This window comes from Cupriavidus sp. 05N39 (assembly GCF_056397325.1).
On the sequence record NZ_JBFTNE010000001.1, the window covers coordinates 67,477 to 82,692 of the forward strand.

At 66.4% G+C, this 15,216-nt stretch carries 15 protein-coding genes; 7 read left to right on the forward strand and 8 right to left on the reverse strand.

Annotation, left to right across the window (positions count from 1 at the left end; translation table 11 throughout):
- Positions 1-212: 212 nt before the first annotated feature.
- On the forward strand, positions 213-1,142 hold the full coding sequence (locus tag AC1DN0_RS00295; RefSeq protein WP_045236505.1) for a LysR family transcriptional regulator: 930 nt from the start codon (positions 213-215) through the stop codon (positions 1,140-1,142).
- Between the two features lie 52 nt (positions 1,143-1,194).
- On the opposite strand, the gene AC1DN0_RS00300 is transcribed toward AC1DN0_RS00295, so the two are convergent.
- Both AC1DN0_RS00300 and AC1DN0_RS00305 read right to left on the reverse strand, forming a co-directional pair.
- A complete protein-coding gene (locus tag AC1DN0_RS00300; protein ID WP_441637367.1) occupies positions 1,195-1,704 on the reverse strand; it encodes a DUF6630 family protein in 510 nt (169 codons plus the stop codon).
- A gap of 85 nt (positions 1,705-1,789) precedes the next feature.
- Positions 1,790-2,479, reverse strand: a complete 690-nt coding sequence (locus AC1DN0_RS00305) for an ArsR/SmtB family transcription factor (RefSeq protein WP_441637365.1) — start codon at positions 2,477-2,479, stop codon at positions 1,790-1,792.
- A gap of 91 nt (positions 2,480-2,570) precedes the next feature.
- Here AC1DN0_RS00305 and AC1DN0_RS00310 point away from each other — a divergent pair, with 91 nt between their 5' ends.
- From AC1DN0_RS00310 to AC1DN0_RS00325, 4 genes are all read left to right on the forward strand, one after another.
- The gene (locus tag AC1DN0_RS00310; protein ID WP_441637363.1) at positions 2,571-3,728 is read left to right on the forward strand and encodes a cytochrome P450 family protein; all 1,158 of its coding nucleotides are present in this window, start codon (positions 2,571-2,573) and stop codon (positions 3,726-3,728) included.
- 53 nt (positions 3,729-3,781) lie between these two features.
- Positions 3,782-4,156, forward strand: coding sequence for an antibiotic biosynthesis monooxygenase family protein (locus AC1DN0_RS00315; protein WP_441637361.1), 375 nt, complete (start codon positions 3,782-3,784; stop codon positions 4,154-4,156).
- A 7-nt stretch (positions 4,157-4,163) separates the two neighbouring features.
- The gene (locus tag AC1DN0_RS00320; protein ID WP_441637359.1) at positions 4,164-4,919 is read left to right on the forward strand and encodes a sulfite exporter TauE/SafE family protein; all 756 of its coding nucleotides are present in this window, start codon (positions 4,164-4,166) and stop codon (positions 4,917-4,919) included.
- 142 nt (positions 4,920-5,061) lie between these two features.
- Positions 5,062-6,171 (forward strand): extracellular catalytic domain type 1 short-chain-length polyhydroxyalkanoate depolymerase, encoded by a 1,110-nt coding sequence (locus tag AC1DN0_RS00325; RefSeq protein ID WP_441637357.1) that lies wholly within the window; start codon positions 5,062-5,064, stop codon positions 6,169-6,171.
- Here AC1DN0_RS00325 and AC1DN0_RS00330 read toward each other — a convergent pair.
- Both AC1DN0_RS00330 and AC1DN0_RS00335 read right to left on the reverse strand, forming a co-directional pair.
- Positions 6,168-6,545 carry a 2Fe-2S iron-sulfur cluster-binding protein gene (locus tag AC1DN0_RS00330; RefSeq protein ID WP_441637355.1) on the reverse strand — a complete coding sequence of 126 codons (378 nt, stop codon included), beginning with the start codon at positions 6,543-6,545 and terminating at the stop codon, positions 6,168-6,170. The two genes, AC1DN0_RS00325 and AC1DN0_RS00330, sit on opposite strands and share 4 nt — an antisense overlap.
- Positions 6,542-7,153: an IMPACT family protein gene (locus AC1DN0_RS00335; RefSeq protein WP_477101874.1), complete on the reverse strand. Its 612-nt coding sequence runs from the start codon at positions 7,151-7,153 to the stop codon at positions 6,542-6,544. Before AC1DN0_RS00335 ends, AC1DN0_RS00330 begins: the two co-directional genes overlap by 4 nt.
- Positions 7,154-7,475: 322 nt before the next feature.
- On the opposite strand from AC1DN0_RS00335, the gene AC1DN0_RS00340 reads away from it, so the two are divergent.
- Both AC1DN0_RS00340 and AC1DN0_RS00345 read left to right on the forward strand, forming a co-directional pair.
- Complete coding sequence (locus tag AC1DN0_RS00340) at positions 7,476-9,497, forward strand: PhoX family protein (RefSeq protein WP_441637451.1); 2,022 nt, start codon at positions 7,476-7,478, stop codon at positions 9,495-9,497.
- Positions 9,498-9,774: 277 nt separating this feature from the next.
- Entirely contained in the window at positions 9,775-10,392 is a 618-nt protein-coding gene (locus tag AC1DN0_RS00345; protein WP_441637449.1) for a DUF938 domain-containing protein, read from the forward strand.
- Positions 10,393-10,803: 411 nt separating this feature from the next.
- Here AC1DN0_RS00345 and AC1DN0_RS00350 read toward each other — a convergent pair whose 3' ends face one another.
- From AC1DN0_RS00350 to AC1DN0_RS00365, 4 genes are all read right to left on the reverse strand, one after another.
- Positions 10,804-11,334, reverse strand: coding sequence for a fumarate hydratase (locus AC1DN0_RS00350; protein ID WP_441637447.1), 531 nt, complete (start codon positions 11,332-11,334; stop codon positions 10,804-10,806).
- A 170-nt stretch (positions 11,335-11,504) separates the two neighbouring features.
- Entirely contained in the window at positions 11,505-12,098 is a 594-nt protein-coding gene (locus AC1DN0_RS00355; RefSeq protein WP_441637445.1) for a DUF1439 domain-containing protein, read from the reverse strand.
- A gap of 120 nt (positions 12,099-12,218) precedes the next feature.
- Positions 12,219-12,422 (reverse strand): SlyX family protein, encoded by a 204-nt coding sequence (locus tag AC1DN0_RS00360; protein ID WP_045236516.1) that lies wholly within the window; start codon positions 12,420-12,422, stop codon positions 12,219-12,221.
- A gap of 1,300 nt (positions 12,423-13,722) precedes the next feature.
- On the reverse strand, positions 13,723-15,156 hold the full coding sequence (locus tag AC1DN0_RS00365; protein ID WP_477143493.1) for an aminotransferase-like domain-containing protein: 1,434 nt from the start codon (positions 15,154-15,156) through the stop codon (positions 13,723-13,725).
- Positions 15,157-15,216 lie beyond the last annotated feature (60 nt).

Here is a 15,216-nt window from a genome sequence, read left to right on the forward strand (position 1 = left end):
CTGCGATGGATGTCGTATGCCTTTTGAGGCATATCGTCAGATGGTCTGGCGATGATGTTTTACAGTGTATATTTACGATGTAAATTGTCAAGGAAAGCTTTTGCAGGAGACATCGGCGCACCATTGTTCGCCATATGGGACAATCGCCCGCATTGACGCGCACGACCGATGGCGCGCGTAAGGCGGCCCAAGGCGGCAAAAGGGATTGGCGCATGAAGACGATCGAATGGAAGGACTGGGAGATTTTTTGCCGGGTGGTGGAAGGCGCGAGCTTTACCAAAGGGGCCGACCTGGCCGATGTGCCGAAGTCGTCGGCCAGCGCGGCGGTGTCCCGGCTTGAGGTGCAACTCGGTGTGCGGCTGTTCGAGCGCACCACGCGCCGCGTGCGGGTGACCGAACGGGGCCAGCAACTCTACGACCGGGTCGCCCCGCTCTTTAACGAACTGCGCGAAATCAGCGCCGAGGCGGTGTCCGTTAGCGAGCAGGTCAGCGGCACCCTGCGCATTTCCACTCCGTACGAGGTTGGCTCGCTGCATCTGTCGCCCAGCCTCACGCGGCTGCTGCGGCTGCATCCCGAGTTGCGCGTCGAGGTGGATGTGAGCTGGGAGCAGCCCGACCTGGTCGAGCGGGGCTACGACCTGGTGTTCGTGATGACCCACACCGGCTTGCTCGACAGCTCCTTCGCCAGCAAACGCGTGGTGCTGATCGATCGCGGATTCTTTGCCTCGCCGGCGCTGATACGCGCGCGCGGATTGCCGCGCACGCCGCAGGATCTGGCGAGCTGGCCGACGCTGGGCAATGCCGACGACCGGCGCTGGGAGTTCCTGCGCGATGGCGTGGAGGTGGCGAGCCTGGCGGTGGAGCCGCGCATGCGCACGCAGAACGCGGAGATCCGGCTCAAGGCCGCCCTGGACGGGCTGGGCGTGGCGCGGCTGTCGCCGCGCTATGTGCAGGACGAACTGGACCAGGGGCGGCTGGTGCGGGTGTTGCCTGCTTATTCGTCTGCGCCGCTCAAGGTCTATGTGCTGATGCCTGCGCGCAAGCTGATGCCGGCCAGCGTGAGGGTGTTTCTCGATGTGCTGGAGGAGACGTTGGGGCCTGGGGGCGCGGAAATTGTCGACACAGAGCCCAACTTCAACTGACTAACAGGGAACGTCCCCGGCCCGGAGGAGGCGGACCCGCATCCGCTCGCTCTCAATACGGCTGGTCGCCGGGCCTGATCTCCAGCCCCAGTGTTTCGCCCAGGCCGATCATCTCCTCATCGTCCTCGCCGCGCGCCAGCCAGCCGGCATAGGCGTCGCTCTCGGTGTCCCAGTTCCATAGCGTGATGCCGGCCACGCGCAATTGCTCGTGCGCCAGTTCCATCAGCTCGGGCACGCTGGTTTTTTCCAGGAACGCCTCGTCTTCGGGATCTTCCACGCCCCAGTCGAGTTCGATGTCGAGGCGGTCGCAAAGCTCGTCCATGCAGCTGATGAAAGACGGCGCGTCTTTCCAGTCCACATAGAAGCCGGACTCCCAGTCGATGACGTCCTTGAGGACCCACAGCAGCTCCTGGCCCTCGACCGCATCCGCGTCGTCCGAGCTGGCCAGTGCCTCGTCGAACAGCGTCTGCTGCTTCTCGATCATGACGGGATCGTCGAAGTTGATCAGCTCGATCAGGCGCCAGAGCGCGCGGTGCGTTTCGTCATCCAGTTCATCGCTCATCGCATCAGCCCTCCATGGGTGCGGCGCCATGACGTTCCGGCGCATTTGAAAACGGGGATTCCAACCGGGCAAGCGCGCCAGCCGCTCAAGTGGCGATGCGCAAGATCTCGCGTTGCCCGCGCGGCGTCACGCGCAGCGCGCGCGAGGTGGACGTGTGCTCTATCCATTTGCGGGCCATCAGGCTTTCGAGCAGCGCCGCGCCGAGCGCGCCGCCCAGGTGCGGCTTGCGTTCGCTCCAGTCGGGACAGGTGCAGGCGAACTGCCGCCGCTTGCGCCGCGCGACGTCGAGATCCACGCCGAGTTGCGCCATGCCTTGCGTGCCGCTCTCGGTCAGGTCGACGGCCGTGCCGGCCACCACGATCCAGTTGGCGTGCGACATGCGCTCGAACAGTGCAACCGCAAGCTCTCCCGCGAGATGGTCATAGCAGGTGCGGGCCTGGCGCAGCGCCGCCGGCGCGGTGCGCGAGGCGGGTACCGCGCGCACGCGCGGCGGCTGGCTCGCCAGCGACGCACTGGCCAGCGCCTCGATGGCAACGCCGATCTCGGGCGTGGCAAGCCGGTAGTAGCGATTGCGCCCGCGCGTCTGCACCGCGAGCAGCCCCCCTTCGCTGAGCCGCGCAAGGTGGCCGCTGGTGGACGATGCCGACAAACCGGCGATGACAGCAAGCTCGCCAGCCGGGCGCGCGCTGCCGTCCATCAGCGCCCACAACATGGCGGCCCGTCCGGGGTCGGCAAGCAGGCCGGCCATCTGGCTGATGCTGGGCGCGTATTCCATAGTTCATCTCGCGGTGAAACAACGATCGCAGTATAGACGCATACTCACCAATATCAACCGCGTTCCCACACCGATGCCCATGYCGATCCCGATGCCGTCAGATCCGCTTGCCGCCGTCACCCATGCCGACCCGGCGCCCTACTACCGCGGCCTCGCCGCGCGCCGGCCTTTCTATCGCGACGAGGCGCTCGGACTGTGGGTTGCCGCCGGCGCTGCCGAGGTCGCGGCGGTGYTGGCGCATCCCGCCAGCCGCGTGAGGCCGCCCGCGCAGCCAGTGCCTCCCGGGCTGGCCGGCAGCCCTGCCGGCGCGCTGTTTGGCGGCTTGATCCGCATGAACGATGGCGCGTGGAACGCGCCGCTCAAGGGCGTGCTGCTCAAACGCATGGCGGCCCTGGAACTGGGCGGCATGCGGCAGCGCGTGTCGGCGCTGGCGCAGGGTCTGCCCTTCGACCTGACGCAGCCTGGTGCTGCGGTCAATCACTGGATGTTCTCTCTGCCGGTGCTGGCCGTGGCCGATGCGCTCGGCCTGGCCGTAGCAGGCCAGCCCGGTGTGGCGATGCAGGCCGCTGCGCAGGTGACGGCATTCGCGCGGGCCATGTCGCCGTTGGCAACCGCGCAGGAGATTGCCGCCGGGAGCGAGGCGGCCACCTGGCTGCAGGCGTGGATGCGCGAGAGCTTATCGGCGGGCGCGCCGGCCTCCGCGCCAGGCCGGCCGCTGGATGCGCTGCAACGCGAAGCCCTTGCCGCCGGCGTGGCGAAAGCGGTGATCGCCACCAATGCGATTGGCCTGCTGATACAAGCGTGCGAGGCCACCGCCGGACTGGTCGGCAACATGCTGGTGCGGCTTGGCAGGGAGATGGCGCAAGGCCGGCGCCCGGACGAATCCGGCGCGTTGCGCGATGTCGCCGCGCTGGTGCTGCGCGAAGATCCGCCGGTGCAGAACACACGGCGCTTCCTGGCCACCGATGCACGCCTGTGCGGCGCGGACCTGAAGGCCGGCGATGGGGTGCTGCTGGTGCTGGCGGCCGCTTCGTTCGACGAGCGCATGCCGGGCGAGTGCGCGGACAAGGCCTCTCGGCCGTGGACCTTCGGTGCCGGCCGTCATGCGTGTCCCGGCGATGCGCTGGCCGCCTCGGTGGCACAGGCGGTGGTTGCCGCGCTGCTGGCACGCGGCGCGGATCCCGCTGCGCTGGTGCGGGCATTCCGCTACCGGCCCTCGCTCAATACGCGCATTCCGCATTTCCTCTGAGTGCCTGAACGGCCAGGCACCTGAAACACCGCAATCACAAAAGGACAATCACCATGATCGCAGTCATCTTCGAAGTCGAACCCGCCGAGGGGCGGATGGAGACGTATCTGAGCCTCGCGGCACAGTTGCGGCCCACGCTGGAAGCCATCGACGGCTTTATCTCGGTGGAACGCTTCCAGAGCCTGACCAACCCGGGCAAGCTGCTGTCGCTCTCGTTCTTCCGTGACGAGGCCGCGGTCATGGCCTGGCGCAACACGATGGAGCACCGCCACGCGCAGTCGGCCGGGCGCGGCGGCGTGTTCGCGGGCTATCGCCTGCGGGTGGCGCACGTGCTGCGCGACTATGGCCTGAACGAGCGCGAGCAGGCGCCGGCGGATAGCCGCGCGGTGCACCAGCCCATCGCGGCGCCTGCGTCGCGGGCGGAGTGAGCGGGCCATGGACTCGACGTTCCTGAGCGCGCAGATGGCGCTGATCGGCTTTACCTTCCTGCTCGCCGGGCTGGTCAAGGGCGTGGTGGGGCTGGGCCTGCCGACCGTGGCGATGGGGCTGCTCGGCCTGGCGATGCCACCCGCGCAGGCTGCGGCGCTGCTGGTCGCGCCATCCATGGTGACCAATGTGGTGCAACTCTACAGCGGCCCGCGGCTGGGCCAGCTGATGCGACGGATGTGGCCCATGCTGGCGGCCATCTGCGTGGGCACATGGCTGGCGGCGGCGCTGCTGCCGGCCAGCCTGATGGCGCATGCCACGTCCTGGCTGGGCGTGGCGCTGGTGCTGTACGCGGTGCTGGGCCTGGCCGCCTTCCACCCGAAAGTGCCGGCTGCCGCCGAACCCTGGCTGGGACCGCTGGCCGGCGTGATCACCGGTGTCATCACCGCCGTCACGGGCGTGTTCGTGATTCCGGCGGTGCCCTACATCCAGGGCCTGGACCTGGACAGGGAGACGCTGGTGCAGGCACTGGGTTTGTCGTTCACGGTGTCCACCATCGCGCTTGCGGTGAGCCTGGCGATGAATGGCGCGTTGCTGCATACGCCCGTCCTGGGCGCTTCGGTGCTGGCGCTGTTGCCCGCGCTGGGCGGCATGTTCGTCGGCCAATGGCTGCGCCATCGCATCAGCCCGGCGCGGTTTCGCAAGGTGTTCTTTTGCGGGCTGCTGCTGCTCGGCGCCGAACTGGCGCTGCGTGGGGTCTTCTAGGCTTGCTGAAGGCGAGGGAAAGCCTGACAGAACTTCCCGCTGCACGGCATACTGGTGGTGCGCTGCAGCGAAACGCTGCGCGTCCATGCCAGCCATGCGCCCTGACGGCGCATTCCATCACCCCGCGCAGGAGATGCCGCCGATGACGCGTCGCAAGAGCAGTGGCAGCAAACTCTGGAGCACCCTCGGCAAGATCGCCGCCCGCAACATGCGGCGCGCGCAGCGCACGGTCACGAAGTCCGCAATCAAAACGGCGGTGAGGCAGGGCGAGGCCATGAGCAAGGCCACGCAACGCGTGTTGAGCGGTGTCGTGTCCCCGGTGCCGGCGCCGGCAGGCCGTGGCGGGGGGCGCTGGGAAGAAGGAAGCTGGGGGCTGGGGCCGCTCGTGCAGCGCCGTTACCGGCTGTTTATTCCGCCAGGGGTGAGCGCTTCGCGTCCGGCGCCTATGCTGGTGCTGCTGCATGGTTGCGGCCAGGACACGGCCAGCTTTGCCACATGTACCCGCGCCGCGGTGGTGGCGCGCAGCGCGGGCTGCGTGGTCCTGATGCCCGAGCAATCCTCCCACGCGAACGCGCAGCGGTGCTGGAACTGGTTCGGCGCTTCCGCGCGCGTGGCGGCCGAGGCGAGCCTGCTGATGGCCATCGTCGAGCATGTGTGCCAGCAGCGCCCGATTCGCCGCGACCGCGTGTTCGCGCTTGGCCTGTCGGCCGGCGGCGCCATGGCGCAGATACTGGGGCTGCGCTATCCGGACCGCTTCGCCGCGGTGGGTTCGCATTCCGGCGCGGTGCCGCTGAGCGCGTCCAACGCCGCGCAGGCGGCGCGCGTCATGCAAGGCAAGGGCCACCCCGACGTGGCGGCCGCGCGGCTGCTGCTGGCGGGGCGCCGCCCGCCGCCCTTGCTGCTGGTGCACGGGGATGCCGATCACGTGGTGCACTTCGACAACGCGCTGGCTTCGGCCGCGTTGTGGCAGCAGTTGTTGCCGCAAGCACCCGTGCTGGCCGCACCACGCCGGGGGCAGCGCGGGCAGCGGCGGCCCTTCAGCGTCTACGCATGGTCGAGCGAGCGGCAGCCCTATGTCCGCCTGGTGCGGATCGAAGGGCTCGGGCATGCGTGGAGCGGCGGCCCGTCCAGCCAGGCCTTTGCCGATCCTTCCGGCCCGGATGCGCTGCGCATCGCGTGGCAGTTCTTCATGCAGTGCCTCGCTGCGCGGGCCGTGCCGGCGCGAAGGCGCAAGTTGGTCAGTGTGGCTTAAGCGCGGGAAGCGTCCGGCAGGCGCGCCAGCGGCGCCTCTATCACCACATCGCTCTCGGGATACGCCACGCAGGGCAGGATATAGCCCTCGTCGCGTTCGTCGAAGCTCACGCCCGGCCACTCGATGCGATAGGCAATCCGCCCTGCGGACAGCCGGCACAGGCAGGTGCGGCAGGTGCCATTGCGGCAGGAACTGGGGAGTTGCACGCCGGCGAGCAGCGCGGCTTCCAGCAGCGTCTGCGTGGGCAAGGCGGGAAAGCTGCTGCCCAGTGGTTCGACGCGCGCGGCAAAGGCCGGCGAAGGTGGCGAGGGGGGCGTGGCGGCATCGGCCGCGCCGCCGGAACCCGAACCGGGCGCGTGTGGGCCGTTGTTCATGGCTGCGCCTCGCCATCGTCCGCGCCGGGAAAGCGGGCGCGGCCATGCGTGGCGTCGCGCAGCGCGGCCCGCGCCGCGTCCAGCGCGCTGGCCGGCAGGCGGATCGTCAGCCGGGCGGCGGCGCCATGCTCGCCATGCGCCAGCACGTGGCCCTCCTGCTCGATCCAGCGGCGCACGCGCGCCTCGTCGGCGTAGTCCACCTCCGCAACCAGTTCGGCATAGGCGATGCGCTCGATGCGCTGCGCATCCTTCAGCGCCGCGGCGATGGCATCCGTATAGGCCCGCACCAGCCCGCCCGCGCCCAGCTTGATGCCGCCGTAGTAGCGCACCACGGCCGCCAGCACGCCTTCCAGTTCATGGTGGCGCAATACCTCCAGCATGGGCCGGCCGGCTGTGCCGGAAGGCTCGCCATCGTCCGACATGCCGGACTGGCCGCCTGCCAGCAAGGCCCAGCAGACATGGGTGGCGGTGGCGTGCGCTTCGCGCAGGCGCTGTAGTTCGGCCATGGCCGCTGCGCGGTCCTGCACGGGCATCGCGTAGCCGATGAAACGGCTTTTGCGGATTTCCAGGTCCGCCTGGACGGGAGAAGCGAGGGTGTAAGTCGGCACGGGTGGGGCCGCGTCACGGCGGGCCATAAGCGGCGCCGGCGGGCTGAGAGCTAAGGGAATCAGCTCCTGGCAGGGAGCGTGCGCCAGTGTACAACAGCGGCCGCGGCCGTCCGGGATGCGCGGATTGCCCTGATTACGCTGGTTAGGCTGATTTCGCGGGCGGTCCCTGGATGTCTGCGATTTAAGACACTTTCAACAAGTTGTAACAAATCATTCATAGGATGCGAATCGGCCTGAACGCCGCGCGGCTCCCCACAAGCGCGCGGCAAGGCGGCGCAGCGCGCGCCGCCCAATCACTCACATAACGAAACGGGAAAGAAGAATGCTCGACAAACCGGACGCATCCCGCCGCAAGGCGCTTAAATTCCTGGCCGGCGCACCCATGCTGCCGCTGGGCCTTGGCGCTTCCGCCTTCCTGGTTGGTTGCGGCGGAGACGGCGACGCGGTAGCCGCGCCGGTGCCGGCGCCGGCACCGGCACCCGGCACACCCGCCGCCGCCACCTTCACCACCGCCGAGTTCACCGGCATGGCGGCCCCCACGCTGGCCAACCCGGCAGCGATGGCGACCACCACGGTGGGTTCGAGCCTGAAGGTATCGTTCAGCGATGGCAGCAGCCAGACCTTCAAGCTGGCCTACCAGCCCTTCTTCGTCACCGGCGACATGGTCCCGGACGGCCAGGGCGGCACCATCCTGGCGGGCGGCTATGTCGACATCAACAACCAGCCCATCATCGACACGTCGGTGGCCGGCAAGGAACGCCAGTTCTTCTCGGACTCGCCGGATGGCACCTCGCTGCTCAAGATCGACGGCGCCAAGGTGGCCGGCGTGAAGGGCAACACCGTATTCGCCGTCGTGCAGTTCGAATACACCACGCGCGACCAGCTCGGCACCGACACCTACGGCCGCCTGCCGTCGCCGATCGCCGTGCTCACGCTGGATCAGGACCCGGCCACCGGCAAGCTGGCGCTGGTCAAGTACCACAACGTCGACACCTCGGGCGTCAACGGCCTGTGGATCACCTGCGGCGCCAGCCTGTCGCCGTGGAACACCCACCTGTCCAGCGAAGAGTACGAGCCGGAAACGTTCCCCAATGCGGCGGATGTTCCGACCTACACCGACCAGACGGATCAGTACACGAAGTTCGCCAAGAACCTGTACGGCAATGCGAACATCGCGTTCAACCCCTATCTGTATGGCCATCTGCCCGAAGTGACTGTCAATCCCGACGGCACCGGTTCCATCAGGAAGCACTATTGCCTGGGCCGCATCTCGCACGAACTCGTGCAGGTGATGCCCGACAACCGCACCGTGCTGATGGGTGACGACGCCACCAACAGCGGGCTGTTCATGTTCGTGGCCGACAAGGAGAAGGACCTCTCCGCCGGCACGCTGTACGTTGCCAAGATCGGTGCAGGCTTCTCCATCGATCCGGCGGCTTCCGGCGCGGACCTGTCCTGGGTCAAGCTCGGCCATGCCACCAGCGCAGAAGTCGAGGCGATGGCCAAGTCAAACCGCCCGGTCGACGTCATGGACGTCAAGTGGGCCGATCCCAGCGATTCGGCATACACCAAGATCTTCTCCGGCGGCAAGGCGCAATGGGTCAAGATCCTGCAGGGCAAGGACAAGGCCGCCGCCTTCCTGGAAACCCACCGCTACGCCTACCTGAAGGGCGGCAGCATGGGCTTCACCAAGATGGAAGGCACCACCGTCAATATCAAGGACAAGGTGGCCTACTCCGCGCTGCAGAACATCCAGGACTCGATGGTCACGAACAACGCCAAGGGCTGGAATGCGCAAAGCGGCATCTCGCTGCCCGCCGCGCTCAAGGCTGGCGGCGTGATGCAGCACAACCTCGCCGGCGGCCAGAAGGACCTGGACGGCGCCGCGATCAACAGCGAATGGGTGCCGGTGCATACCAAGGCCCTGATCGTCGGCAAGGACATCGGCGCGGATGCGCTGGGCAACACCGGCGACCCCGAGACGATCGCCAATCCGGACAACCTCAAGTTCTCGGAGAAGCTGCGCACCCTGTTTATCGGCGAAGACAGCGGCCAGCACGTCAACAACTTCCTGTGGGCCTACAACGTCGACACCAAGAAGCTGTCGCGCTTGCTGTCGGTGCCGTCGGGTGGCGAATCGACCGGCCTGCATGCGGTCGACGAGCTCAACGGCTGGACCTACATCATGAGCAACTTCCAGCACGCCGGCGACTGGAGCAGCCTGCATAACACCGTGAAGGCCGCGCTGGATCCGCTGGTCCGTGCCAACTACAAGGACCGCTTTGGCGCGGCAGTCGGCTACCTGACAGCCGATGTCACCAGCGTCAAGACGAGCAAGGCCTGAGTGCGGACTGGACCACGCGGAGGTTGAAGCCGGTGCGCAAGCAACGGTAATCCTGGCCGCGGGACGGTCCAGGCCCGCGTGGCTGAACGCCCCCGATGACAACGTCGTCGGGGGCGTTTTGCTTTGTGCCCCCTGGGTTTGGCGGCGTGAGCAACCGGACAGGCCGAAGGCGGCCCCGGTGGCGGGGGGTGGGGCATGCCTGCTACGCTTGCGGCAGCACATTGGCGGTGGCTCGATGTTCCGCGCCCTATTCCGTCCCCATAACAGGAGAAACGACATGCCGAACCAAGATGGCCAACTTGACGCACGCCGGATCGCGCCGGCCACCGACCGCAATCGCGACGCCATCCTGGCCGTGTTGCGCTGGGTATTGCCGCAGAGCGGCCTGGTGCTGGAAGTCGCCAGCGGTACCGGCCAGCACGCGGCGTATTTTTCCGCCGCGCTGCCGGACCTGACTTGGCAACCGAGCGATCCCGACGCGGCGGCGTGCGCGTCGATCGAAGGCTGGGCCGCGCATGCCGGCGTGGCCAACGTGCTTGCGCCGCTGGTGCTGGACGTGCGCCAGCCATCCTGGGGCATCGAAGCGGCACAGGCGGTGGTCTGCATCAATATGATCCACATCGCGCCGTGGGCGGCGGCCCAGGCGCTGTTCACCGGCGCCGGGCGCCTGTTGCCGGCCGGCGGCGTGCTTTACCTGTACGGCCCCTACCGGCGCAACGGCGAACACACCGCGCCGAGCAATGCCGCGTTCGATGCGCAGTTGCGCAATGCCGACCCGGAATGGGGCGTGCGCAATATGGAGGACGTGGCGGTGCTGGGCCAGGCCGAGGGTTTCCGCATGGATGAGCCAATCCCGATGCCAGCCAATAACTTCAGCCTGGTATTCCGAAAATAGGAAACTGCCGGCCGAATGCTGGCGGATCGCGGCCCGATTTGCCTGGATGGATGCTGGCTAATGCCGGGGGCAGGTAATCGCGGAAAGGGCGATTTGGGTTTTCCGGCCGGGTGTCCGCTTAACTCTTGGCTGACGCATCGGCTGAAGTATTGGCTCAAGTATTGGCTTGAGATCTGGCAGAAATGATGCCGGGAATGCGGGGGGGCCGGGGCGCGTGTTCACGCGATCGTGCCGAATTGGCCGATCGGTCAGGACTGCTGGAAAGACGGGGAATTTCGAAAGGAGATGTCCGGCTGGCCCTGCCAGGCGCCAGCCGGTTCGCACAAAAGTGGTGCGCGAAAGGGGGTCGAAGCATGGCGCGGATTGCCGCGCGCATGTCCGGGCCGCCCGCCGCGCTGGCCCTCGCGCGATTTACTTCGCGGCGACAGGCGCTTCTGCCTCGACCTTGACGGCCACGGCCTTCTTCGGTGCTGCCGGCTTCTTGGCGGCGCTCTTCGCGACGGCCTTCCTGGGAGCCTTCGGAGCTGCTGCCTTGGGAGCGGCGGCCGGCTTGGCGGCCTTCGGAGCTGCTGCCTTCGGTGCAGCGGCCTTCTTGGCGGCGGCCGGCTTGGCTGCAGCCTTCTTTGCCACGGCGGCCTTCACCACCGGCTTCTTGGCAGCGGGCTTGGCCTTTGCCTTTTGTGCTGCCAGCTTTTCCTTGGCGGCCTGGCGCTCTGCCAGCACGGCTTGCTTGGCGGCTTCGGCAGCCACCTTGATTTCGCGCTTGGCGGCTTCGATCGCCTTCTTCGCGTCAGCGCGCAGCTTCAGCAGGCCCTTCTTTGCAGCTGCCAGTTCGCGAGCCAGCACGCTGGCCTTCTTTGCCGGTGCTGCTGCCTTCTTGGCGGCTGCCGGCTTGGTCTTTGCTGCTGCGCTGGTTTGTGCGACTTTCTTAGCTACGGCCATTGTATTTACCCGTTAGTTGTAGGAGCGCGGAGTATAACCGGTCGCGCGGCATTACTCGCGCGCCGTGATATTAATCGGTGTGGTTCCTGGCTGAATGCGTGCGCGGATACAACATTTCCTGCACGGCAATGGCAGGGGCAATCGATGCGAATACGCAATACGTATTGCGTTTAACGCGTATTGACCTGAACCTTGATGCCATCGGGCAGCACAGTAATGGCGCCTGGTTCCACATCTTTGCCGGCGATGCGCAATTGCTCCGGCGTGAAGGTGTAAAGCGGGTAATCGCGTAGCAACTGCTGCGCCACCACGGCGCCGATCGCGTTCAGTTGCTCCCCATATTGCGCCGGCATGCCGTTTACCTGGACCCGCTCGACGGATGGATTGTCGAGCAGCACGGCGCGTTTTGCCGGATCGTATTTGAGTGCGCTGCTGAGCGAAAGCGTGCCGTTGATCGGCGGTGCCGGCAGCAAGGTATTGCCGAGTTGCGCGTCCATCTGGGTGGTCACGCGATTATTGGCGCCGTCGAATACCAGGCGCGGATGCGTCAGTTGCACGTCGATTACCTGGCCATAACGCAGCGTTGCGGGAAAGCGTTTTTCCACGGCAGCCTGCAATTCCTCGCGGGTGAATGTGTATTCGCCGGTCCAGACGTTATAGCCGGCCCAGGCGGTGGCGGCGCCAAGCATGGTGAGTGCTGTGACGGCTTTCAAGGTCCTGGCGCGGATGGACCGTGCGGGCAGGAGCCGGGTGCGGGGTTGCATGGTCGGCATGCTGCGGTGCCTCCAGGTTGGCGTTTTGCGCGTTACCCGGTCTGACCGCGGTGGTGATGGCTTTGTTCAATCGAGGCGGATTTTGTTGTTGCGGAGTGCCGCCATGCGTTCTCAATAATGCGGCGGGATTTCGTGCTGTGGGCCGCCTTCGGCGCCGCCGGTGCCGCTGGAGCGCATTTGCTGGTAGAGCGCCTGCAACTGCTCTTGCAGCAGGTCGATCTGGCGTTGTTGCCGTGCTACGGCGAGGTTGAGGCTGTCGAGGAGGTCGTCCTGGAAGGCAACCTTGATTTCGAGTTCGGTCAGGCGGGAATCCATTTTTGTGTTTTCCTGGGGGGTGGGGAATTGTAAGGCTTAATGGTTGGGTGGCTTTTTGATGGGGGTTGATGGTGTGAGTGGGCGGTGTCGGCTGTTGGACTCAAGGGCTTGGTGAGGTTTCTTTGCTGGTGGTGTTATTTGATCGGTGTTGGTTTTTGCACCCAACAGCCATACGACATCCCCCCTGCGGGGGGCTGCCGGTCACTTTTCTTTGCGTTCGGCAAAGAAAACTAACGAAAAGAAAGCCGACCCTGCCGGGGGCAGAGCAATCAGGCTGTTCGGCGGTAGTGATTGCGTCGAACGGGCAGCGGCTTCGGCTGGCATGTCCTACCGGCTTCAATGGCAGCACTACCGCATGCCCCAGCGGTTTCGTGGTGCGGCCCCCGATGGCGGGCGCAGCGCCCATTCGACCATCTGCCGTTCGCGGTGCAACGGGCCACGATTCTTCGGGACTTACTGGTTCCGTGGTTTTGTCTCCGACGGCAAGCGCGGCGATTGTTCGGTCCCTGCCGTTCGCAGGGTTGGGCGCCGCGCAACTTCGCAATAATGGGTTTCGTGGTGGGCGCGGTGGCCTGCATTCAGTCGCCTGCGGCCTCGCTCACGAATTGGCAGCTGAACCGCACAACATCATCGCTACACCCTACCGCGTTCRCCCGGGGCCACTGCGCCCACCACGAAACGAAGATGGCCGATTTCCAGCCGCGGCTTGCGCCGGTACGGCAGGGTGTCAAATGGCAGGGTATCTGCCGTCGGAGACAAAACCACGAGACCAGCAAGGTATGAAATGCAGCGGCCCCTTGCACCGCGAACGGCAGATGGCCGAATGGGCGCCGCGCCCGCCATCAGGGGCCGCACCACGAAACCGGTGCCATCCGCAGTGGCGCGGCCCTTCAAGCCGGTAGGGCACGCCAGCCGAAGCCGCTGCCCGTACGACGCAATCACTACCGCCGAACAGCCTGATTGCTCTGCCCCCGGCAGGGTCGGCTTTCTTTTCGTTAGTTTTCTTTGCCGAACGCAAAGAAAAGTGACCGGCAGCCCCCCGCAGGGGGGATGTCGTATGGCTGTTGGGTGCAAAGACCAACGCCGATCAAGCAACACCGCCAGCGCAGAAATCCAATCGTCCACCAACCCGCACCGGCAGCCCCCCGCAGGGGGGATGTCGTATGGCTGTTGGGTGCAAAAACCAACACCGATCAAGCAACACCACCAGCGCAGAAATCCAATCGTCCACCAACCCGCACCGCCACCAAAAAAAAACCACAACCGAGCGCAAGACGACGCCACCCCATGCATCAAACTCCTACTCCATCGTCAACCTGGCCAACCTCCCCAACGTAGCCAGCGCAGCGTCACTCCGCTCATCAAAATCATGCCCGCAATTAATCCGCAAGCAATGCCGAAACCCCCCATGCGCGGAGAAAATCGGCCCGGGCGCAATACTGATCCCATGGGAAAGCGCGAAACGATGCAATGCAAGGCTATCGGTCCCCACCGGCATTTCAATCCACAGGAAATACCCGCCAGCGGGCCGCGTAGCCCGGGTACCCGCCGGAAAATGCCGCGCGATGGCCTGCGCGAACGCGTCCTGCCGCTGCGCCAGCGCCTGCCGCAACTGACGCAGGTGACGGTCATACCCGCCCTTTTCCAGATAATTGAGAATGGCCGCCTGCGTCGGCGCGGCCACCGTCAACGTGCTGGTGAGCTTGGCCCGTGCCACCTCGCGCGCGAAGCGTCCCGGCGCGGCCCAGCCGATCCGGTATCCCGGCGCCAGGCACTTGGAAAATGAGCCGCAATGCATCACCAGGCCCTGCGTGTCGAACGCCTTCGCCGGCGTCGGCCGCTTGTTGCCGAAGTACAGTTCGCCGTACACATCGTCCTCGATCAGCGGCACCGCGAAGCGCGCCAGCAGCTTCACCAGTTCGCGCTTCTTGGCGTCGGGCATCAGGCTGCCCAGCGGGTTCTGGAAATTGGTCATCAGCCAGCATGCGCTCGGGCGATGGCGCTCCAGCGCGCGGGCGAGGGCGTCGAGTTCGATGCCTTCGCGCGGATGCGTGGGCACTTCGATGGCGCGCAGTCCGTGGCGCTCCAGCGCCTGCAGCGCACCATAGAAGGTGGGCGACTCGATGATGACCGCGTCGCCCGGCCGCGTGACTGCCGCCAGGCAGAGGTTCAGCGCTTCCAGCGCGCCGTTGGTGATGACGATCTCATCGGTGTGCACGGTGAGCCCGTCGATCAGGTAGCGCAGCGCGATCTGGCGGCGCAGGCCGGCATTGCCCGGCGTCATGTCGTCCACCGAGCTCCACGGGTCCAGGTGCTGGATCACCCCGGACATCGACTTGGCCAGGCGTTCCAGCGGGAACAGCAGCGGGCTCGGGAACGCGGAGCCCAGCGGCACCAGGTCGCGCTGCTTGGCCGACGCCAGCACGTCGAAGACCAGGTCGCTCACATTCAGCTCGGTCGAGCCTTCTCCCGGCTGCGATGCCACCTCGGGCTCCGGCGGCAGCACGCGGGTGGTGCTCGCCACGAAGTACCCCGAGCGCTGGCGCGCGACGATCAGGCCGCGCGCCTCTAGCAGGTAATACGCCTGGAACACCGTGGAGGGACTCAGGCAGCGGCTGGCGCTGGCCTGCCGCACCGAAGGCAGGCGGTCGCCGGGCCGCAGCGTGCCGGCCTGGATGGATTGCGCGATGTCGTCGGCCAGCAATTCATAGAGCGTGCCGATGGGCGGTTCCATCTGGGGCTGGCGGGAGGTGGGTGGTTTGCTGCGCGGCATCGGCGGTTCGGGAATTCGCTG